The following is an 18,412-nucleotide window of genomic DNA, read 5'->3' as shown; positions in this document are numbered from 1 at the left end:
GACGGGGAAGAGACAGAACGCGCCCCTGACTTAGTTGGCGCCCGACACGATCGCCGTGTGGCCGTTGCGGTTGCGGGCCCACGAGTCCTCGCTGGAACCCTCGGCGATCGGCCGCTCCTTGCCGAAGCTGATGGTGTCGATCCGCCCGGCCGGCACGCCGCGGTTGATCAGATAGTTGCGGATCGACTCGGCCCGGCGCGCGCCCAGGGCCAGGTTGTACTCACGGGTGCCGCGCTCGTCGGCATTGCCTTCGATCCGGACCTGGACCTGGGGATAGCGCTGCAGCCAGGCGGCCTGGGCGTCGAGGCGCGGATAGGCCTCGGGGCTGACGGAATAGCTGTCGAGGTCGAAATAGATCCGGTCGCCGACGTTGACGACGAAGTCCTGGGCCGAGCCGACGGCCGCCGGGCCGGTCGATCCGCCGTCGATGCCGCCATTGCCGGGGCCGGGATAGACCGGATTGTTGGCCACGGCCCCGCCGGTGCCGTCCGTCGCGCCCGTCACCGGGCGGCGCGGGGTGCAGGCGGCCATGGACAGGGCGGCCAGGCCGAGGAGAGCGATCTTGGCGATGGAGGACGGGGACATTCTACGGGTTCCTGGGTCTGTTCGGGCCGGGCGCAACCCTACCACAAGGCTGCGTCCATAGGAGAGGGCTGTCAAAGGGTCAGGTCGGGCAGCTGTCGGCCCCGCCGGTGCCCAGGTTCTGCGGCGCGTCGTCCAGCAGGGGCGACCAGGCCGGGTCGGACCCGCGGCCCTGATAGCCCGACTGGGCGATGACCCGGCCGGACAGGTCCACCATCCACAGATTGGTGTTCCCGCCCCGCGTCTGGCGCGAGAACATCAGATAGCGGCCGTTGGGGGCCCAGGACGGGCCCTCCTCGAAATAGCTGCGGCTCAGCATCCGCTCGCCCGAACCGTCGGTGGCCATGACGCCGATGCCGAACTGGCCCCCGCCCGACTTGGTGAAGGCGATCAGGTCGCCGCGCGGGCTCCAGGCCGGGGCCGTATAGCTGCCGCCGCCGCGGCTGATGGGCCGCTGGTTCGAGCCGTCGGCGTTCATCACATACAGGCGCGGCGTCCCGGTCCGGTCCGAGTTGAACACGATCCTCGACGCATCGGGGCTGAACGACGGCGAGGTGTCGATGCCGGGATCGCTGGTCAGGCGCGACAGCTGACGCGTGCGCAGGTTCATCACATAGACGTCGGTATTGCCGCCCTGAATGATCGAGAAGGCCACCTTGGTCCCGTCCGGCGAATAGCGCGGCGCCAGGGCCTGGCCGTCGAACTCGCCCAGGCTTTCGCGCCGGCCGGTGGTCAGGTTGTACAGGTAGATCCGGCTGTAGTCCTTGCCCAGCGCCATATAGGTGATCTCGTCCGGGTTGGACGAGAAGCGCGGCGTCAGGATGATCTCCGACCCGTCGGTCAGGAACACGGGGTTGTAGCCGTCCTGGTCCACGATCGCGAGGCGGCTAAGCCGGTTCAGCTCGGTCCCGCTTTCGGCGACATAGATGATGCGAGTGTCGAACACCCCGGTCTCGCCGGTCATCCGGGCATAGACGACGTCGGCGATCTTGTGCGCGATCCGGCGCCACTGTTCGGGCGTAGCGGTGAAATTGTAGCTGACCAGCTGGCACTGGCGGTACGGGTCGTACAGCCGGAAGCCGAAGTCGTTGCGACCGTCCGGACGCGGGCTGACCGAACCATAAAGCACCGCCTGAGCCCCGATCTGGGTCCACTGCGGAAAGTTCGGGGCATTGGCCAGGGTCAGGCCGGTCTCGATGAAGCTGCCGGGGTTGATCGGCTCGAAGAAGCCTGAGCGCCGCAGGTCGCCCGACAGCACCTCGGTCAGGGACGCGCCGTTCTGGCCGCTGAAGGGGGCCACCGCGATCTGGAAGGGGCGTAGCACGCCCTGGTCGATCTCGACCTCGATCGGCTCGCCGGTCTGGGCGGGTTGGGCCTGGCTTTGCTGGCGGCTGGGCCCGTTCAGCCCCTGGGTCTGCGCCTGCGGGGACGTCGCCAGGATGCCGAGGGCCGCCACGGTGCCGAGAAGCAGGTTCAGACGCATCGAAGTCTCCAGGCGAAATCAGGCATGTCCCGGTCCTTATCGCCAGACCGTGTGACAAACGCCAGCTTGCGGGCGATTGGGGCGACTTTGCGGACGGCAAGATCTGGGGACCGCGGACCTCCAGGTCCGCTCTTGTCGACTGGAGTGCAGAATGCGGACCTGGAGGTCCGCGCTCCTAGCGGTTCCGGCAGGCCCGTTCGGTCACGAACACCGGCCGGAACGCGCCGCCCGGGAACCCTTGCGGTACATCGAACGGAGCCGTCTGGCGAATGGCGCGCAGGGCCCCGTCGGCGGCGGCGCGATAGACGCTGTCCGACCGTGCGTTACGCAGCGTCGGTCCGGCCGTGATCCGGCCGTCGGCGGACAGGGTCACGTCCATCTCGATCCGCAGGGCGTTGGCGCCGGGAATGTCGCAGGGCAGGGTCCAGTTCGGATAGACCTGGTTGAATACGGCGGTCAGCTGCGGCCCCGTGGCCTGGGGCGCCCGGCCGGCGCCCTGCTGCCCGGTCGGGGCCCGCGTGCCCTGGGTCGCGGCCGGACGACGCGGGCCGGCCAGGGAGTCCAGATCCAGGGACGGGGTCGGGCGGGTCGCCGCCGGCCGGGCGGGGGTCGGCGTCGGCCGCGCCGGAGTCGGACGCGCGGGGGCCGGCGGCGTGGCCCGGGGCGGCGTCGGGGTCGGCGTCGGCCGAGGCGGTGTCGGCGTCGGGCGCGGAGCCGGACGGGTCGGGGCGGGCGTCGGGCGCGGCGTCGGGGGTGTCGGCGTCGGACGCGGGGTCGGCGGGCTGGGGGTCGGCGGTGTCGGGGCTGGCGGGGTCGGTTCGGGCGGAGCCTCCACCGGGGCGGTCGCGGCGTCTTCGGTCACCAGCTCCTCGGACGGATTGTCGGGAGCGGCGGCCTCGATCACCTCGGACGAGACGATCGAGACGGGCACCGAGGAGATCATCGGCACGATCTCTTCCTCAGGCTCCGGTCCGCGCAGCAGGAACAGCGCCCCCACGCCCGCGTGCAGCAGGATCGCGCCCAGGATCGCCGGTGACGGACGCGCGGCCATCCTCAGGCGTCCGGGGCCGTGTCGGTGATCAGGTTCAGCTTGGTGAAGCCCGCCGCCGACAGCCGCGCCATCACCCGCGCCACCGCCTGATAGGGGGCCCGCCCGTCGGCCCGCACGAAGATCGACAGTTCGGCCTTTTCAGTGGCGCCGGCCGCGTCCGTCACCCGTTCGATCAGGGCGTCATAGGCGGTCTCGTCACGTGCCACGAAGATCGCCCCGTCCTGATCGATCGACACCGTCACCGGCGGCTGGTCGGTCTCGACCGCGCTGGCCTCGGTCTGGGGCAGTTCGACCGGCACGCCGACGGTCAGCAGCGGGGCCGAGATCATGAAGATGATCAGCAGCACCAGCATCACGTCCACCAGCGGCGTGACGTTGATCTCGCTCAACGGCCGCCGGCGCGCGCGCCGACGACCCCGGCCGCGACCGCCGCCGGCCCCACCACCCATGGCCATCTCAGACGCTCCGGCGGGTGAGCAGATCGCCGCCGGACGCGGGGATGCCTGGTGCCGGCGGCGGCGTCACGGAGGCCGGGGCCGTCGACCCCAGCCGCCGGGCCACGGCGGCCTGCAGGTCGTCGGCGAAACTCTCCAGGCGGCCGGTGAACTTGCCCGCGTCGATCGAGAACTTGTTGTAGGCGATATAGGCCGGGATCGCCGCCGCCAGGCCGATGGCCGTGGCGAACAGGGCCTCGGCGATGGCCGGGGCCACGGTGGTCAGGTTGGTGTTGCCCGCCGCCGCGATCCGCCCGAAGGCGTTCATGATGCCCCAGACCGTGCCGAACAGGCCGATGAACGGCGAGGCCGTGGCCACCACCGACAGCACGCCGAGCCCCTCCTCGATCCTCTGGCTCTCGCGGGCGATCAGGGAGTCCAGCGCCCGGTCGATGCGGCTGACCAGCAGGCCGCCCTGGCTGTCGGTCATGGGCCCCTTCTGCCGCGTCTCCTTCCAGTCGCCGAGCGCGACGACCAGCATGCGCGGCAGGGCGTGGGTCGGCTGCGGCCCGGCCTGGGCCGCCACATCCTCCAGCGACCGGCCGGAGGCGATCGCGTCCTCGAAGGCATTGGCCTCGCGGTTCAGGGCGGTGAAGCGAAACGCCTTGTCGATGATGATGGTCCAGGACCAGACCGAGGCCACGGCCAGGCCGATCATCACGCTCTTCACGATCCAGTCGGCGGTCATGAACAGGGTGACCGGGTTCATCATCGAGGCTTCGGTGGCGACGGTGGCGGCGACGGTCATGCGGGAATCCCTTGGGCGTCTTGGGGCGTCTTTCGCCCTATCGAGCGAGGGGCGATGGCGGTTCTAAGGCAGTGAGCGGATCGGGGGCGGTTTGCCAGCCCCCAATCCCGACGACCGCCACCTTGTGGCGAGACCGCCACGGGCCGGCCGAAGTCTAACCAGCGTCGCCGGCCTTCGCCAGCCACGGCGTGACGGCCTCGACCAGGGCACGCGTCGGCCGACGGGGCCGCCCGTCCAGATGGATGCAGACCGCCGTGACCTCGGCCCGGCACAGCACCTGCCCGTCCCGCTCGATCGTCTGGGAGATCAACAGGCGAGGGCCCTTCACCGTGTCGTAGAGGGTGCGCACCACCAAAGCGTCGTCGATCCGCGCCGGCCGAAGGAAGGTCAGGTTCAGCGCCGCGATGACGAAGGCCATCGGGGCCTCCCCCTCCAGCAGGTCGGTGTGGTCGATGCCGATGGCGCGCAGGAAGTCCGACCGCCCCCGCTCGAAATAGCGCACATAGTTGGCGTGATAGACCAGGCCGGTGAAGTCGGTGTCCTCGTAATAAACCCGCACGGGCAGCAGGTGGGCGCGCCCGTCGAAGCGGCCGATGGTGGGTTGATCGGTCATGGTCGGCCTCCTTTCGCGCCGTATGCGCTCTCCTACAGCATACGCGCGAGGCCCGCGCCAACTTGACCCTCCCCGCCCTCGCGCCTACCTGACGGGCATGGCCATCCGACGCATCCTGACCATCGACAACGCCCCCGACCTGGCGATCCTGAAACAGGTGTCGAAGCCTGTCGCCGTCGTCGACGACGCGGTGCGCGCCCTGATGGATGACATGCTGGACACCATGTACGACGCTCCCGGCATCGGCCTGGCCGCCGTCCAGATCGGCGAGCTGCAGCGCGTCGTCGTCATGGACCTCGGCGACGGCCCCGCGCCCGAGGGCAGCGAGCCCGCTGCCGAGGGCGAAGTGGAGAACGAGGACACCCCCCGCGTCCCCAACCCCCGCTTCTTCGTCAATCCGGAGGTCCTGTGGGCCTCGGACGAGACCTTCTGCTACGAAGAGGGCTGCCTCTCCATCCCCGAATATTTCGACGAGGTCGAGCGCCCGGCCCGCGTTCGCGTCGCCTATCTGGACCGCGCCGGTGCCCGCATCGAGGAAGAGATCGAGGGCCTGTACGCCGTCTGTTTCCAGCACGAGCTCGACCACCTGAACGGCGTCCTGTTCATCGACCACCTGTCGCGCCTGCGCCGCGACCGCGCCATGTCCAAGGTCAAGAAGACCATGCGCCTGAGAGAGGACGCCTGATGGCCCCCGCCAAAGATCGCATCATCGACGCCGACGGCCGTCGCCGCCTGACCCGCTCGGAAAAGATCGGCCTCGGCTCGGTCGCCACCCTGGTGGGCGTGGCCGTGCTGGGCGTCGTCGCCGGCCTGCTGCTGGACCGCCTGCTCGACTTCGACGACGCCCTGGACGCCGGCGGCGAGTGGGACGAGGGCGGCGGCGTCGGCACGCGCTGGCAATAGGCGGTGCAACGCAACGTCACTTGACGTCACGGCGCGCCCAGTCGATTTCGGGGCACCCCAGCTGGAGCGTCCCATGCCGCACGACCGCCTCTCCGTCCTGACCGCGCTCCAGGCCCAGGGCGTCTGCCCGGTCTTCTACCATGCCGACCCCGAGGTGGCGCTGAACGTCATCCGCGCCTGCGCCCGGGGCGGCGCGCCGGTGATCGAGTTCACCAACCGGGGCGACTTCGCCGTCGACCTGTTCGCCGACATCGCCCGCGAGATCGCCCGCACCGACCCCGGCATCGTCCTGGGCATCGGCTCGGTGCTGGATGCCGGCACGGCCGCCCTGTACCTCAACCGCGCCGCCCGCTTCGTCGTCTCCCCGGCCCTGGTCCCCGAGGTCGCCCAGGTCTGCAACCGCCGCATGGTCGCCTACTTCCCCGGCTGCGGCTCGGTCCGCGACATCAGCGAGGCCCAGGCCCTGGGCTGCGAGATCGTCAAACTGTTCCCCGGGGCCAGCGTCGGCGGCCCGGACTTCGTCAAGGCCGTGATGGGCCCCATGCCCTGGACCAAGATCATGCCGACCGGGGGCGTCGACCCCGACGCGGCCAGCATCGGCAAATGGTTCGGCGCGGGCATCGTCGCCGCCGGCATGGGTTCCAAACTGATCACCGACGCGGCGGTCAGGGCCGGGGACTGGGCCGGGATCGAGGCCTCGGTCCGCGCCACCGTCAACGCCGTCGCCGCCTTCCGGCGCGCCTAGAGGTCGAACATCTCCGGCAGCCGCCCGGCCCGGAACAGGATCGTCGGCGTCTCGTCGTAATCGCCCATCTCGGTGTCCGCCGAGACCGCGAAGGCCACCACGCCCAGCCGGAGCGGCGCCAGGCGCTCGGCCTTGCGGCGCGCCTCCTCGGCCGTCTTGCAGCCGACCTGGGGCTCGGCCTTCAGGGCGTTGCCGCGCCCCTGAACATAGGTCTGCAGGATGTATACGGTCTCGGTCGCCATGGGGCGCACAGGGGCCTGTTCGCCGCCCGGGTCAAGGCGTCAGGCGCGAAGACCCGGCCGCCTCGTCAGGCCGCCAGATCCAGCGCCGCCCGGATCGCCACCGAGATCGCCTCGGGCTCCGTCGGCTTGGCCAGATAGCCGCACGCCCCGCCGGAATAGGCGATGGCCGGCTCCAGATGCGCCGAGGTCATCAGCACCGGCAGGTCGGGCTGGGTGCGCCGCACGAAGCGCAGCACGTCCATCCCGTCCGCCACCCCCGGCATCCGCACATCGGTATAGACCAGGTCGATGAACAGGCCGGACGTCAGGATGGCGATCGCCTCGTCGCCGTCCATGGCCTCGGTCACGAGGAAGCCGACGTCGCGCAGATGATCGGAGACCACCATTCGGATCACGCATTCGTCCTCGACGACCAGGACTCGCGTCCTGTGCGTCGGGTTTGTCGGGTCGTGGGGCGTTCCGCTGAACGGCATGGTGTGGTCTCGATTCCCGATCTGAACCACACAGACTACGGATGGTTCCTCGAAACGGGAAATACAGGTTCAGTATTCCTGAGCCCAAATCGTTTCCGAATAAAAAAGAACAGCCAGGCTTTTCGGAGACGATCTATGTATTCACACTTAGATCCGGAGAGTTCATCGGTCGTCTTGACCATTTCCGGCTGCCGTTACCTTGGGCACGCGCCGCCTCTCATTCGGCATCCGCGGCCGGAGGCTCGCCGCCCAGGTCGCGGATCATCCGCTCCAGTCCGTGGATCCGACGCGTGTTGTCGAGGTCGTAGTCGTTGAACGCCGCCTTGTTCTGCCGCTCGATCTCCCAGTACCGACTTCTCAGCGCATAGTGCTCCGTTTCCGGACCGTCCCCCCAGAGCGCGAACCGCGCCCGCGCCGCCTCGTTGTCGGTCACCAGGATGTCGAACAGCAGCGGCAGGTCGATGGTCTCGACCGTCAGCCGCGCGGCCTCCGCCCCCTTCGCCAGGCGGGCATAGGTCTCCGCCAGCCCGGCCAGGGCCTTCGCCTCGTTCCACAGCCGCCCCTTCATGGCCCGGCCCGAGGCCAGGGTCGCGGCGTTCGACAGGGCGGCGGGGTCCGTGGCTTCCGGGTCGTCCGCCGGCGCGGGCTGGAACAGGGCCTTCAGCGCCCGCGATCCCACCGGCTGCATCGACCGGACCGAGGCCTCTTCCGCCTCGACCATCCGCGCATGGGCCCGCGCCCGCGCGTCGCCCATCCCCTTCTTGGTCCAGCCGTCTCGGCAGGCGTAGCGATAGACCGACGACGGCGCGACCTTCCACTTGGCCCCGATATCCTTCGCCGTCGCCCCGTTCTTGTATTCCTCGGCGATAATGGCCCAGGTCTCGGGCTTCAGCCGGAAATGGGTGGCGGGGGCTTCGACATAGGCTCGGGTCATGCGCGCATTCTCGCAGGGCCGGGATACCGGGCGAGTTCGACGCTTCGAAAAACCTCACGGTCCCTGAGGCGAAAGGGGAAATCGGCGCGAGCGCGGACAACTCGACGCTTCCGAACGGACACCGCCTGGTCAAGCGAAGCGTGTTCAGCCTAACCTCTGCGAGGAGGCGGCGTTTGGTAGATCAATCCAAGGTTGGCACGGGCTGGAGCGCGGACGAGCTCGACGTCATCGTCGCCGACTGGTTCGCCATGCTGGCCCTCGACGCGGCCGGCCAGCCGTTCGTCAAGGCCCACCGCGCCCGCGCTCTGATGGAGCGAACCGGCCGCAGTCACCGTTCGGTCGAGTTCAAGCACATGAACATCTCGGCCGTCGCCGCCGAACTGGGCCTGCCCCACGTGCGCGGCTACCGCCCGATGGCCAACTATCAAGCCGCCATCTTCGACGCCATCGACCGTCATCTTGACACTCACCCCGCGGTCCTGACGGACGAGGCCTTCAATCTAAGCCGTCTCCTCCCCATCGCCGAAGGGCGATGGGGAGGTGGCACGTCGCCCTTCGGCGACGTGACGGAGGGGGCGACCGGGTCCTTCCCTCGAGTCGCCGAGAAGGCCTCGCGGTTCGAACCGGAAGGGGGCTTCCCCGCCCTCACCCTCACCGAGGCCCCGCCCCCTGGCCCGCCCCGCACCCCGCGCCCGGAGGGCCTCGCCCGCCTCGTCCGCAAATACGACCCCGCCGCCCGCAACCACGCCAACCGCACCCTCGGCCGCCTCGGCGAGGAACAGGTCTTCCACCACGAACACGCCCGCCTGATCGCCGCCGACCGCCCCGACCTCGCCCGCCGCATCGAATGGACCAGCCAGGAGCGCGGCGACGGTGCCGGCTACGATATCAAGAGCTTCGACCCCACCGGCACCGAGCGCCTGATCGAGGTTAAGGCCACCCGCGGCGGCCCCACCACCCCCTTCTGGCTGACCCGCACCGAGCGCGAGGTGTCGATGGAGCGACCCGACCACTGGCGCCTCTACCGCCTCCACGACCTTTCGGCCGCGCCGGGATTGTTCGTGCTGCCGCCTCCACTGGAGGCGTCGGTCAAACTGGAGCCAGAGACGTGGGGGGCGCGCTTCTAACGCGTCAGCGTTTGGCGCGTTGGCGCGACAGCCGGACATCGGCGACCTTAGGGCGCGCACTCCGAACCGATCTCGACCCTCTTAACGACGTCGGCAATAGGGTCGCCGCCACCGCCCCCCCCGGCGCCCAGGCCACCCGCGTCTTGCGCACCACCTGTAGGAAGGTGTCGTACTTCCATTGGCCTAGAACCGACGCCAGTTCCGCGCTCAGCCAGCCCTCCGCGCCCTCATCCCGTCGCCAGTCGCTCCTACGGCCCTACGGAGAGGCGAGATCGACCTCTCTTCGGGTCACGCGGCGGCGCGGCCGTCGAACGCCTGGCGCGCCCGCTCCACCTCATCCAGATGCTCCAGGGTCCACACATGGAGGGCTCGAAACGGACCCAACAGCGAGCGGCCGAGCGGCGTGATGGCGTATTCGACCCCGATCGGCGAGGTCATGATGACCCGGCGGGACACGAGGCCATTGCGTTCCAGCCGCCGCAGGCATTGGGCCAGCGCCTTCTGCGTCACGCCCTCCAGGTGCCGCTTGATACCATTGAAGCGCATGGGCCCTGCGTCCAGCACGCTGATCACCATCATCGACCACTTGTCAGCGATATTGTCGAACAGCGAACGACTAGGACAGCTTTCATCGAAATGCTGACAGACGGACATGCGGTTTCCTCAAAGATACCTAGGCGATCTTAGGTGCGTTCTTGCGCTTTAGTATCACACGTATACCTATCGTCCTAATCCACGAGAAAGTGCGCGCCATGGCTTCAACCAACGTCCTGCTTCGACCCTTCCGCATCGGCTCGATGATCTGGCGAATCGCTTGGTAACGCCCTCGATGATGCGCAGCCTTCCGGCCGGCATCCTTGGCCAGGCGCAGGCTCATCAAATCAATCGACTCAACAAAGTCAGGACCTTTCCGTGATCCGCTTCTTCGCCCTCCTCCCCCGCCGCCCCGACATCGACCGCCAGCGCTTCCATGACCACTGGCGCCACCCGCACGGCACCCTGGGCCGCCAGATCCCCGGCATGCTCACCTATGTCCAAGGACACCAGTTCGACACCGACCGCCTCGGCCCGGGTCAGGACCAGTACGACGGCGTCGCCATGCCCTCGTTCGACTCTCCGAAGGACGCCGCCGCGCTGGTCGACGAGCCCTTGTTCGTCGACAATATCCGCCCCGACGAGCCGCTGTTCCAGGACCTGCCCAATGTCATCTTCTTCATCACCGAGGAGGAGGTGATCGTCTCGCGGCCCCCTATCGGCGCCGTATCCGACGTCGATCGGCAGTGGGACGTGCTGGAGCGGCCGACCAGCATCCATCTCCTGCAGTTCGTGCACCTTGATGGCGATCCCGGCTGGGCGGGCGCGAACGACGCCGAGCTCGGCCTGCGGATCGGCGCGCTGCGTCACGCGGTGAACCGGCCGAGCGCCGAGGTGCACAGCGACGACGCACCGTTCCTGGGCGCCCGTCAGTTGTGGTGGCCCACCCTGACGGCGTTCCAGGACGGCGTGGACGCCGATCGGACCGCCTTCGACCAGCTCCTCGGCCAGGCCGGTCACGCCGTCACCATGCTGGCGGTCTCGGAGCGGTTCGTGCGCTGAGCCGGGGCGGCTTTTCTACGGAGGGGCCTGGCCGCGGCCAAATCTCCTCCGCGCGAAGGACAGGGGGGCCGGCGTGGCCGTGCGAGTGACGCCGGCCGCCTGCTTCTCCAGCAGCGTTTTCTCGCGCGTCGCGTCGCCGCAGCCGCCCCACCACTGCGACCGTGAGATCACTATCCGCCTGGAATTTGGGGTGAGTCCCTGGTTCCAGCCGATGGCGGCCCACTCGCCACCCGTCTAATTCCGACCTACAGTCCCCCCATGACCCGCGACGCCGTCATCGCCACCCTGCGCGCCAACGAAGCGGCGCTGCGTCTCAAGGGCGTGACGCATGCGGCGTTGTTCGGGTCCGTCGCTCGCGGGCAGGCCGGGCCCGACAGCGACATCGACATCATGGTCGAGATCGATCCTGCGGCTCCTGTCGGCGTCTGGGAGTATTTGGGCATCACGCATTTCATCGGCGATCTCTTCCCCGTGAAGGTGGACGTATCGGAGCGCGCGGCGCTGAAGGCCCATGTTCGCCCGAGTGCGGAACGCGACGCGATCCATGCCTTCTGACACGGACCGGCAGGCGTGGCGCGACATCGCCGATCACGGCGCTCTCGCGCACGACTGGGCCGTCGAAGTCGATGCGGAGGCGTTCGCGAGGGACCTTATGCGCTTTCACGCCACGGTCCGGTGTCTTGAGATCGTGTCGGAAGCGGCTCGCCGCCTGTCGGAACCCGCCCGTTCCGATGACCTGCCATGGCGCGCCATTATGGACAGTGGCAATGCCTATCGGCACGCCTATCATCAGATCACGCCGCTGCGTATTCGCTACACCGCGATCATCAATCTACCCGTGTTGATCGCCGCCGCCGAAGCCGCGCTCGCCTCTTGAGTCACGGCCGCCGGTCGGCGCTCAAGCAGCGCCGCTCCGCGAGCGCGCGTTAGCGTCCTCGTCCCGGTCAATCATCATCCATCTTCAGCGCCGCGATGAACGCCTCCTGCGGGATCTCCACCTTCCCGAACTGCCGCATGCGCTTCTTGCCGGCCTTCTGCTTCTCCAGCAGCTTCTTCTTCCGCGTCGCGTCGCCGCCGTAGCATTTGGACGTCACGTCCTTGCGCAGCGCCCGCACGGTCTCCCGCGCGATGATCTTGCCGCCGATGGCGGCCTGGATCGGGATGACGAACATGTGGGGCGGGATCAGGTCCTTCATCTTCTCGACCATGCCCCGGCCGCGCGTCTCGGCCCGGCCGCGGTGGACCAGCATGCTCAGGGCGTCGACCGGCTCGGCATTGACCAGGATGCTCATCTTGACCAGGTCGCCGACCTTGTAGTCGGTCAGTTCGTAATCGAAGCTGGCATAGCCCTTCGAGATCGACTTCAGCCGGTCGTAGAAGTCGAACACCACCTCGTTCAGCGGCAGCTCATAGACCACCAGCGCGCGCGATCCCACGTAGGACAGCTCGATCTGGGAGCCGCGCCGGTCCTGGCACAGCTTGATGACCCCGCCCAGGTATTCGTCGGGGGTCAAGATGGTGGCCTTGATCCAGGGCTCGCTGATGGTCTCGATCTGCATCACGTCGGGCAGGTCGGCGGGGTTGTGCAGGTCCAGTTCGGAGCCGTCGCGCAGGCCGATCTTGTAGACCACCGAGGGGGCGGTCGCGATCAGGTCGAGGTTGAACTCGCGGGACAGGCGCTCCTGGATAATCTCCAGATGCAGCAGACCCAGGAAGCCGCAGCGGAAGCCGAAGCCCAGCGCCGCGCTGGATTCCATCTCGAAGGTGAAGCTGGCGTCGTTCAGCCGCAGCCGGCCGATGGCGGCGCGCAGGTCCTCGAAATCGGCGGCGTCGACCGGGAACAGGCCGCAGAACACCACCGACTGGACCTGTTTGAACCCGTTCAGGGCCTCGGTCGTCGGCTTCTTCTCATCGGTGATGGTGTCGCCGACGGCGGCGTCGGCCACCTCCTTGATCTGGGCGGTGATGAAGCCGACCTCGCCGGGGCCCAACTGGTCCACCGGGGTGTTCTTGGGCAGGAAGACGCCGACCCGGTCGATCAGGTGGGTCGAGCCGTTCTGCATCATCTTGACCCGCATCCCGGCCTTCAGGATGCCGTCGAACACACGCACCAGGACGACGACGCCGAGGTAGGGATCGTACCAGGCGTCGACCAGCAGGGCCTTCAGCGGGGCGGCGGGGTCGCCCTTGGGGGCCGGCAGGCGGGTGACGATGGCCTCCAGCACGTCCTCGATGCCGATGCCGGACTTGGCGCTGCACAGGACCGCGTCGGAGGCGTCGATGCCGATCACGTCCTCGATCTGCTGGCGCACCCGCTCGGGCTCGGCGGCGGGCAGGTCGATCTTGTTCAGGACCGGCACGATCTCGTGGTTGTTGTCGATGGCCTGGTAGACATTGGCCAGGGTCTGGGCCTCGACGCCCTGGGACGCATCGACGACCAGCAGGCTGCCTTCGCACGCCGCCAGCGAGCGGCTGACCTCATAGGCGAAGTCCACATGCCCCGGCGTGTCCATCAGGTTGAGCACATACTCCAGCCCGTCCTTGGCCCGGTAGTTCAGACGCACCGTCTGCGCCTTGATCGTGATCCCCCGCTCCTTCTCGATCTCCATCGAATCCAGAACCTGCGCCGACATCTCCCGCGCGGTCAGCCCGCCGGTCACCTGGATCAGCCGGTCGGACAATGTGGATTTGCCATGGTCGATATGGGCGACCACGGAGAAATTTCGGATTCGTTCGATGGGGGGCGTCGTCATTGTGCGGCGCGGTTAGCATGGCGGAGGGGATCGTGCCAACGCGACCGAACCTCCCTGCCGGACGGCGGGTCGAGATGCGGATTACTTTGCTGTAATGCCGTCGCCGCCGTTTGAGAACACGCGGCGAACGCGGTATGACGCCGGGCTAGGCAAGCTTGGCCTGCGCAGACACGACCCCCGGCCGGCGCTGTCGCCCGCCTCATCGACAGGACCCTTCCGTGGCCCCCACGACGCCGATGCGCCTCCGCCTCTCCCTCAAGACCACCGCCGCCGTCGCCGGACTGGGCCTTCTGGTCGCCGCCTGCGGGGGTGGGGACGCCAAGGAGAAGGCACCGCCCCAGCGCCAGTCGGTCACCGCCGCGACCGTCAGCGCGGTCGACCTGCCCCGCGTCGTCAACGCCTCGGGCAGCGTTTCCGCCTGGGAAGAGGTGCCCGTCGGGGCCGAGACCGGCGGCCTTGTTGCCACCGGGGTCTTCGTCGACGAGGGCAGCTATGTCCGCCAGGGTCAGACCCTGGTCCAACTGAATGACGCTCTCCTCCGCGCCCAGTTGCGGCAGCAGCAGGCGGCGGTCCAGACCGCCGAGGCCAACCTCGCGCGCGACGAGGCCGCCCTGGCGCGGTCCCAGGAGCTGAAGGAACGCGGCTTCCTCAGCCAGGCCTCGCTGGACACGGCCCAGGCCGACCAGCGCTCGTCGGCCGCCAGCGTGGCCTCCGCCCGTGCGGCGCTCAGCCAGACCCAGACCCAGCTGAACCAGGCCACGGTCCGCGCGCCCGTCGCCGGTCTGATCATCCGTCGCAGCGTGACGCGCGGTCAGATCGTCCAACCCGGCACCGAACTGTTCCGCATCGTCCGCGATGGCCGGCTGGAGTTGGACGCGCAGGTCCCGGAGACCGAACTGGCCCTGGTCCGGTCGGGCATGCCGGCGGCCATCGTGGCGGATCAGGGCGGAGAGAGCACCGGCCGGGTTCGCATCGTGACTTCCGAAGTCGACCCGGCCACCCGCCTCGGCACCGCCCGCATCGCCCTGGTGGGCGACAGCGGGCTGCGTCCCGGCATGTTCGCCCGGGCCCGGATCGACGTCGGAGCCGCCCCCGCCCTGACCGTGCCGTCGGACTCCGTCGTGTTCCGCGAGGGTCGGGCGGGCGTCTATGTGATCGGCGACAACGCCGCCGTCCGTTTCACCCCGGTGCAGACCGGCGAACGGTCGGGCGACCGGGTCGCCGTGACCGCCGGCCTGGCCTCGGGCCAGCAGGTCGTGGTCCAGGGCGCCGGCTTCCTCGGCGAGGGCGATCAGGTCTCGGTCAACCGCGCCAACACCGCCGGGGCCCGCCCGGCCCCGGCCTCGCCCGCGGCGACCGGAGCGGCCCAGTGAATTTCGCCAACATCTCGTCCTGGTCGATCCGGAATCCCATTCCGATCATCCTGCTGTTCATTATCCTGACGCTGGCGGGCATCGGCAGTTATTTCAATCTGCGGACCAACAACTTCCCCGATGTCGACCTGCCAGTCGTGGCCGTCACCGTTGTTCAGTCGGGGGCGGCCCCGACCGAGATGGAGACCCAGGTCACCCGTCTGGTCGAGGATGCCGTCGCCGGTCTCGGGCAGGTCCGCCACATCACCTCGACGGTCAACGACTCCGTGTCGACCACGCTGATCGAATTCCAGCTCGGGGTCGATCTGGAGAAGGTCACCAACGACGTCCGCAACGCGGTTTCGGGGGTCCGTCAGGACCTGCCGGCCGATGTGCAGGAACCGATCATCCAGCGCATCGAATTCACCGGCACCCCGATCGCCAACTTCGTCGTCCGCGCCCCGGGCATGAGCCCCGAGGAGCTCAGCTGGTTCGTCGACAACACCATCGCCAAACGCCTGCTGAACGTGAACGGGGTCAGCCAGATCCAGCGCGACGGCGGCGTGGACCGCGAGATTCGCATCAAGCTCGACCCGGCCCGACTGGAGGCCCAGGGCATCACGGCCGCGGCGGTCTCGAACCAGCTGCGCGGCTCCAACATCAACCTGCCCGGCGGGCGGGGCGAGATCGGCGGCGAGGAACAGGCGATCCGCACGGTCGGCTCGGCCGAATCGGTGGAGGCCCTGGCCGAGACCCTGATCCCCATCGGCACCCGCACGGTTCGCCTGGGTGACCTCGGCCAGGTCGTGGACGAATGGTCGGAACCGCGCGGCCGCGCCCGGTTCAACGGCCAGGAAGTGGTCGGCTTCGGGGTCGTCCGCTCGATCGGCTCCAGCGAGGTCGACGTCTATGAACAGTCCGTCGCGGCCATCGAAGCCCTGGACGAAGAGCGCGCCGATGTGGTCATCGAGGAGGTCGCCAACACCACCTCCGACGTCATCAACAACTTCCATGCCTCGGTCGAGGCCCTGGTGCTGGGGGCCGCCCTGGCCGTCATCGTGGTCTTCATCTTCCTGCGCGACTGGCGGGCGACCCTGATCACGGCCGTGGCCATGCCCCTGTCGCTGATCCCGACCTTCTGGGTCATGGACCTGACCAATCAGTCGCTGAACGTGGTGACCCTGCTGGCCCTGTCGCTGACGGTCGGCATCCTGGTGGATGACGCGATCGTCGAGATCGAGAACATCGTCCGCCACATCCGCCAGGGCAAGGCCCCCTATCCCGCCGCGATCGAGGCCGCCGACGAGATCGGCCTGGCCGTCCTGGCCACCACCGCCACCCTGGTCGCCGTCTTCGCCCCCACCGGCTTCATGCCGGGGATCGTCGGGCAGTTCTTCAAGAGCTTCGCCATCGCCACCTGCGTCAGCGTGCTGTTCTCGCTGCTGGTCGCGCGGACCCTGACGCCGCTGATGGGGGCCTATCTGCTGAAGGGCGACCAGGGCAAGGAACACGCCGAACCCTTCTGGATGGCCCCCTACCAGCGGCTCCTGTCCTGGTCCCTGAACAGTTCGGCCCGCCCGGACGCCACCCTCGGCGCGCGCCGCCCCGGCTTCGGCCGCCGCATGCGCAACCGCCTGTTCGACCATCGGATCTGGGTCGTCGGCATGGGTCTGGCGTTCTTCGTCTTTTCCATCTTCCTGGCCATGCGCATTCCGGGCGAGTTCATCCCCGTCGAGGACATCTCGCGCTCGACCGTCACCGTCGAGATGGCCCCCGGCACGACCCTGGACCAGACCGACGCGGCCGTCCGGCAGATCACCGACGAACTGCAGAAGCGGCCCGAGGTGGCCTCCATCTTCTCGTCGATCGGTTCGGCGACGACCAGTTTCGGCGGTGGCGGTGGGTCCGGCGCGGGCGAGGTGCGGCGCGCCAACCTGACGGTCAATCTGCTGAAGCGGGCGGACCGGGACATCAGCCAGCAGGCGTTCGAGGCCGAGATGGGTCCCATCCTGCGCCAGACGCCCGGGGCCCGGGTCCAGTTCGGGACCAGCGGCGGGGGCGGCGGCAGTCTTCTGACCATCGCCCTGGTCGGCGACGACGGCGCAACCCTGGAAGCGGCGGCCGCGAACGTGGCCCGCGAGATGCGGGGCATCGATGGCCTGTCCAACGTCGTCTCCTCCGCCGCCCTGGTGCGGCCGGAGATCCTGATCACGCCCAAGTCCGACGTCGCCGCCCTGACCGGCGTCTCGACCCAGGACATCAGCCAGGCCGCGCGCGTCGCCACCCTGGGCGACGCCGACCAACTGCTGCCCAAGTTCAATCTGGGCGATCGTCAGATCCCCATCCGGGTCATGCTGACCGAGGATGCCCGGACCTCCCTGGGCGTGATCGAGAATCTGAAAGTGCCCACCGCCTCGGGCGCATCCGTGCCCCTGTCGGCCGTGGCCGACATCAGCTTCGGGGCCGGGCCCAACCAGATCGACCGCTATGATCGGCGGCGCGTCGCCAACATCAGCGCCGAAATGCCCGGCACCACCCTGGGCGAGGCCACCACGGCGGTGAACGCGCTTCCGGCGATCACCAACCTGCCCGAAGGGGTGATGCAGGCCGTGTCCGGCGATGTCGAAAGCTTCCAGGAGCTGGGCACCGGGTTCGGCTTCGCCATCGTCACCGGCATCCTGCTGATGTACGCGGTGCTGGTCCTGCTGTTCAAAAGCTTCCTGCACCCGATCACCATCCTGGCCGCCCTGCCTGTTTCGTTCGGCGGGGCCTTCATCGCCCTGATGCTGACGGACAAGTCGCTGTCGATGCCGGCCCTGATCGGGATCATCATGCTGACCGGCATCGCGGCCAAGAACTCCATCCTTCTGGTCGACTACGCCATCATCGCCATGCAGCAGGGCATGACCCGCCGCGACGCCCTGATGGACGCGGCGCACAAGCGGGCCCAGCCGATCATCATGACCACCCTGGCCATGGGCCTGGGCATGCTGCCGATCGCCATGGCCCTGGGCGAAGGCACCGCCTTCCGTTCGCCGATGGCCGTGGCCGTGATCGGAGGCCTGATCACCTCGACCGCCCTGTCCCTGATCTTCGTGCCGGTGATCTTCAGCCTGATCGACGGACTGAAGGTCCGGCTGGAGGGTCGCATGAACCGCATGTTCGGCGGTCAGCACGAAGTCGCGCCCGCCCGCCCGGAAGCCCCCCGGCCCGCGGAATAGGACTCCGAAGGCACGGCACCGGCGCAGATCCGCAGTGCGTGTCTTGGGGTTGCGGAACGCACGGGGCCCGCAGCAGCCCCCGTGTGCCGCACGGA

20 protein-coding genes are annotated in these 18,412 nt (G+C 68.7%); 9 read left to right on the top strand and 11 right to left on the bottom strand.

Annotated elements, in window-relative coordinates:
- Positions 1-30: 30 nt before the first annotated feature.
- The 6 genes from pal to BZG35_RS04350 form a co-directional block, all read right to left on the bottom strand.
- The gene (gene pal / locus BZG35_RS04375; RefSeq protein WP_077354542.1) at positions 31-585 is read right to left on the bottom strand and encodes a peptidoglycan-associated lipoprotein Pal; all 555 of its coding nucleotides are present in this window, start codon (positions 583-585) and stop codon (positions 31-33) included.
- 79 nt (positions 586-664) lie between these two features.
- The gene (gene tolB / locus BZG35_RS04370; protein ID WP_077354541.1) at positions 665-2,065 is read right to left on the bottom strand and encodes a Tol-Pal system beta propeller repeat protein TolB; all 1,401 of its coding nucleotides are present in this window, start codon (positions 2,063-2,065) and stop codon (positions 665-667) included.
- 175 nt (positions 2,066-2,240) lie between these two features.
- The gene (locus BZG35_RS18105) at positions 2,241-3,116 is read right to left on the bottom strand and encodes a hypothetical protein (protein WP_216351881.1); all 876 of its coding nucleotides are present in this window, start codon (positions 3,114-3,116) and stop codon (positions 2,241-2,243) included.
- A 2-nt stretch (positions 3,117-3,118) separates the two neighbouring features.
- Positions 3,119-3,571, bottom strand: coding sequence for an ExbD/TolR family protein (locus tag BZG35_RS04360; protein ID WP_077354540.1), 453 nt, complete (start codon positions 3,569-3,571; stop codon positions 3,119-3,121).
- A gap of 1 nt (position 3,572) precedes the next feature.
- On the bottom strand, positions 3,573-4,358 hold the full coding sequence (tolQ, locus tag BZG35_RS04355) for a protein TolQ (protein ID WP_077354539.1): 786 nt from the start codon (positions 4,356-4,358) through the stop codon (positions 3,573-3,575).
- 154 nt (positions 4,359-4,512) lie between these two features.
- Positions 4,513-4,971: a YbgC/FadM family acyl-CoA thioesterase gene (locus BZG35_RS04350; protein ID WP_077354538.1), complete on the bottom strand. Its 459-nt coding sequence runs from the start codon at positions 4,969-4,971 to the stop codon at positions 4,513-4,515.
- Positions 4,972-5,068: 97 nt separating this feature from the next.
- Between BZG35_RS04350 and BZG35_RS04345 the strand changes: the two genes are divergently transcribed.
- The 3 genes from BZG35_RS04345 (at position 5,069) to BZG35_RS04335 (ending at position 6,619) form a co-directional block, all read left to right on the top strand.
- Entirely contained in the window at positions 5,069-5,656 is a 588-nt protein-coding gene (locus BZG35_RS04345; RefSeq protein WP_077354536.1) for a peptide deformylase, read from the top strand.
- Positions 5,656-5,874, top strand: coding sequence for a hypothetical protein (locus tag BZG35_RS04340; protein ID WP_077354535.1), 219 nt, complete (start codon positions 5,656-5,658; stop codon positions 5,872-5,874). The genes BZG35_RS04345 and BZG35_RS04340 overlap by 1 nt, the downstream gene beginning before the upstream one ends.
- A gap of 73 nt (positions 5,875-5,947) precedes the next feature.
- Positions 5,948-6,619 (top strand): bifunctional 4-hydroxy-2-oxoglutarate aldolase/2-dehydro-3-deoxy-phosphogluconate aldolase, encoded by a 672-nt coding sequence (locus BZG35_RS04335; protein ID WP_077354534.1) that lies wholly within the window; start codon positions 5,948-5,950, stop codon positions 6,617-6,619.
- Here the strand turns inward: BZG35_RS04335 and BZG35_RS04330 are convergent.
- The 3 genes from BZG35_RS04330 to BZG35_RS04320 form a co-directional block, all read right to left on the bottom strand.
- Positions 6,616-6,861: a hypothetical protein gene (locus tag BZG35_RS04330; protein WP_077354533.1), complete on the bottom strand. Its 246-nt coding sequence runs from the start codon at positions 6,859-6,861 to the stop codon at positions 6,616-6,618. The two genes, BZG35_RS04335 and BZG35_RS04330, sit on opposite strands and share 4 nt — an antisense overlap.
- Positions 6,862-6,926: 65 nt before the next feature.
- Positions 6,927-7,334: a response regulator gene (locus tag BZG35_RS04325; RefSeq protein WP_077354532.1), complete on the bottom strand. Its 408-nt coding sequence runs from the start codon at positions 7,332-7,334 to the stop codon at positions 6,927-6,929.
- Between the two features lie 217 nt (positions 7,335-7,551).
- Positions 7,552-8,268: a hypothetical protein gene (locus tag BZG35_RS04320; protein WP_077354531.1), complete on the bottom strand. Its 717-nt coding sequence runs from the start codon at positions 8,266-8,268 to the stop codon at positions 7,552-7,554.
- A 173-nt stretch (positions 8,269-8,441) separates the two neighbouring features.
- On the opposite strand from BZG35_RS04320, the gene BZG35_RS04315 reads away from it, so the two are divergent.
- Positions 8,442-9,395: a DUF3883 domain-containing protein gene (locus tag BZG35_RS04315; protein ID WP_253189265.1), complete on the top strand. Its 954-nt coding sequence runs from the start codon at positions 8,442-8,444 to the stop codon at positions 9,393-9,395.
- A 288-nt stretch (positions 9,396-9,683) separates the two neighbouring features.
- On the opposite strand, the gene BZG35_RS04310 is transcribed toward BZG35_RS04315, so the two are convergent.
- Positions 9,684-10,049, bottom strand: a complete 366-nt coding sequence (locus tag BZG35_RS04310; RefSeq protein WP_077354529.1) for a helix-turn-helix domain-containing protein — start codon at positions 10,047-10,049, stop codon at positions 9,684-9,686.
- 258 nt (positions 10,050-10,307) lie between these two features.
- Between BZG35_RS04310 and BZG35_RS04305 the strand changes: the two genes are divergently transcribed.
- From BZG35_RS04305 to BZG35_RS04295, 3 genes are all read left to right on the top strand, one after another.
- Positions 10,308-10,991, top strand: a complete 684-nt coding sequence (locus BZG35_RS04305) for an EthD family reductase (RefSeq protein ID WP_077354528.1) — start codon at positions 10,308-10,310, stop codon at positions 10,989-10,991.
- 258 nt (positions 10,992-11,249) lie between these two features.
- On the top strand, positions 11,250-11,546 hold the full coding sequence (locus BZG35_RS04300) for a nucleotidyltransferase family protein (protein WP_077354527.1): 297 nt from the start codon (positions 11,250-11,252) through the stop codon (positions 11,544-11,546).
- Complete coding sequence (locus BZG35_RS04295; protein WP_171981876.1) at positions 11,536-11,868, top strand: DUF86 domain-containing protein; 333 nt, start codon at positions 11,536-11,538, stop codon at positions 11,866-11,868. Before BZG35_RS04300 ends, BZG35_RS04295 begins: the two co-directional genes overlap by 11 nt.
- A gap of 67 nt (positions 11,869-11,935) precedes the next feature.
- Here the strand turns inward: BZG35_RS04295 and lepA are convergent, their stop codons facing one another.
- Complete coding sequence (lepA, locus tag BZG35_RS04290) at positions 11,936-13,744, bottom strand: translation elongation factor 4 (protein ID WP_077354525.1); 1,809 nt, start codon at positions 13,742-13,744, stop codon at positions 11,936-11,938.
- Positions 13,745-13,962: 218 nt separating this feature from the next.
- Here lepA and BZG35_RS04285 point away from each other — a divergent pair, with 218 nt between their 5' ends.
- Both BZG35_RS04285 and BZG35_RS04280 read left to right on the top strand, forming a co-directional pair.
- Positions 13,963-15,117 (top strand): efflux RND transporter periplasmic adaptor subunit, encoded by a 1,155-nt coding sequence (locus BZG35_RS04285; protein ID WP_371454825.1) that lies wholly within the window; start codon positions 13,963-13,965, stop codon positions 15,115-15,117.
- Positions 15,114-18,317 carry an efflux RND transporter permease subunit gene (locus BZG35_RS04280; RefSeq protein WP_077354523.1) on the top strand — a complete coding sequence of 1,068 codons (3,204 nt, stop codon included), beginning with the start codon at positions 15,114-15,116 and terminating at the stop codon, positions 18,315-18,317. The genes BZG35_RS04285 and BZG35_RS04280 overlap by 4 nt, the downstream gene beginning before the upstream one ends.
- The last annotated feature ends 95 nt before the right edge of the window (positions 18,318-18,412 follow it).

This window comes from Brevundimonas sp. LM2 (assembly GCF_002002865.1).
Lineage (GTDB): Bacteria > Pseudomonadota > Alphaproteobacteria > Caulobacterales > Caulobacteraceae > Brevundimonas.
This window is presented reverse-complemented; position numbering and strand designations above follow the sequence as displayed.

Excerpts from the sequence above, each read along its gene's own strand:
- BZG35_RS18105 (WP_216351881.1), bottom strand. The coding sequence starts at position 3,116 with ATGGCCGCGCGTCCGTCACCGGCGATCCTGGGCGCGATCCTGCTGCAC.
- tolQ (WP_077354539.1), bottom strand. The coding sequence starts at position 4,358 with ATGACCGTCGCCGCCACCGTCGCCACCGAAGCCTCGATGATGAACCCG.
- BZG35_RS04350 (WP_077354538.1), bottom strand. The coding sequence starts at position 4,971 with ATGACCGATCAACCCACCATCGGCCGCTTCGACGGGCGCGCCCACCTG.
- BZG35_RS04345 (WP_077354536.1), top strand. The coding sequence starts at position 5,069 with ATGGCCATCCGACGCATCCTGACCATCGACAACGCCCCCGACCTGGCG.
- BZG35_RS04360 (WP_077354540.1), bottom strand. The coding sequence starts at position 3,571 with ATGGCCATGGGTGGTGGGGCCGGCGGCGGTCGCGGCCGGGGTCGTCGG.
- BZG35_RS04330 (WP_077354533.1), bottom strand. The coding sequence starts at position 6,861 with ATGGCGACCGAGACCGTATACATCCTGCAGACCTATGTTCAGGGGCGC.
- BZG35_RS04300 (WP_077354527.1), top strand. The coding sequence starts at position 11,250 with ATGACCCGCGACGCCGTCATCGCCACCCTGCGCGCCAACGAAGCGGCG.
- BZG35_RS04295 (WP_171981876.1), top strand. The coding sequence starts at position 11,536 with ATGCCTTCTGACACGGACCGGCAGGCGTGGCGCGACATCGCCGATCAC.
- lepA (WP_077354525.1), bottom strand. The coding sequence starts at position 13,744 with ATGACGACGCCCCCCATCGAACGAATCCGAAATTTCTCCGTGGTCGCC.
- pal (WP_077354542.1), bottom strand. The coding sequence starts at position 585 with ATGTCCCCGTCCTCCATCGCCAAGATCGCTCTCCTCGGCCTGGCCGCC.
- BZG35_RS04320 (WP_077354531.1), bottom strand. The coding sequence starts at position 8,268 with ATGACCCGAGCCTATGTCGAAGCCCCCGCCACCCATTTCCGGCTGAAG.
- tolB (WP_077354541.1), bottom strand. The coding sequence starts at position 2,065 with ATGCGTCTGAACCTGCTTCTCGGCACCGTGGCGGCCCTCGGCATCCTG.
- BZG35_RS04335 (WP_077354534.1), top strand. The coding sequence starts at position 5,948 with ATGCCGCACGACCGCCTCTCCGTCCTGACCGCGCTCCAGGCCCAGGGC.
- BZG35_RS04325 (WP_077354532.1), bottom strand. The coding sequence starts at position 7,334 with ATGCCGTTCAGCGGAACGCCCCACGACCCGACAAACCCGACGCACAGG.
- BZG35_RS04310 (WP_077354529.1), bottom strand. The coding sequence starts at position 10,049 with ATGTCCGTCTGTCAGCATTTCGATGAAAGCTGTCCTAGTCGTTCGCTG.
- BZG35_RS04340 (WP_077354535.1), top strand. The coding sequence starts at position 5,656 with ATGGCCCCCGCCAAAGATCGCATCATCGACGCCGACGGCCGTCGCCGC.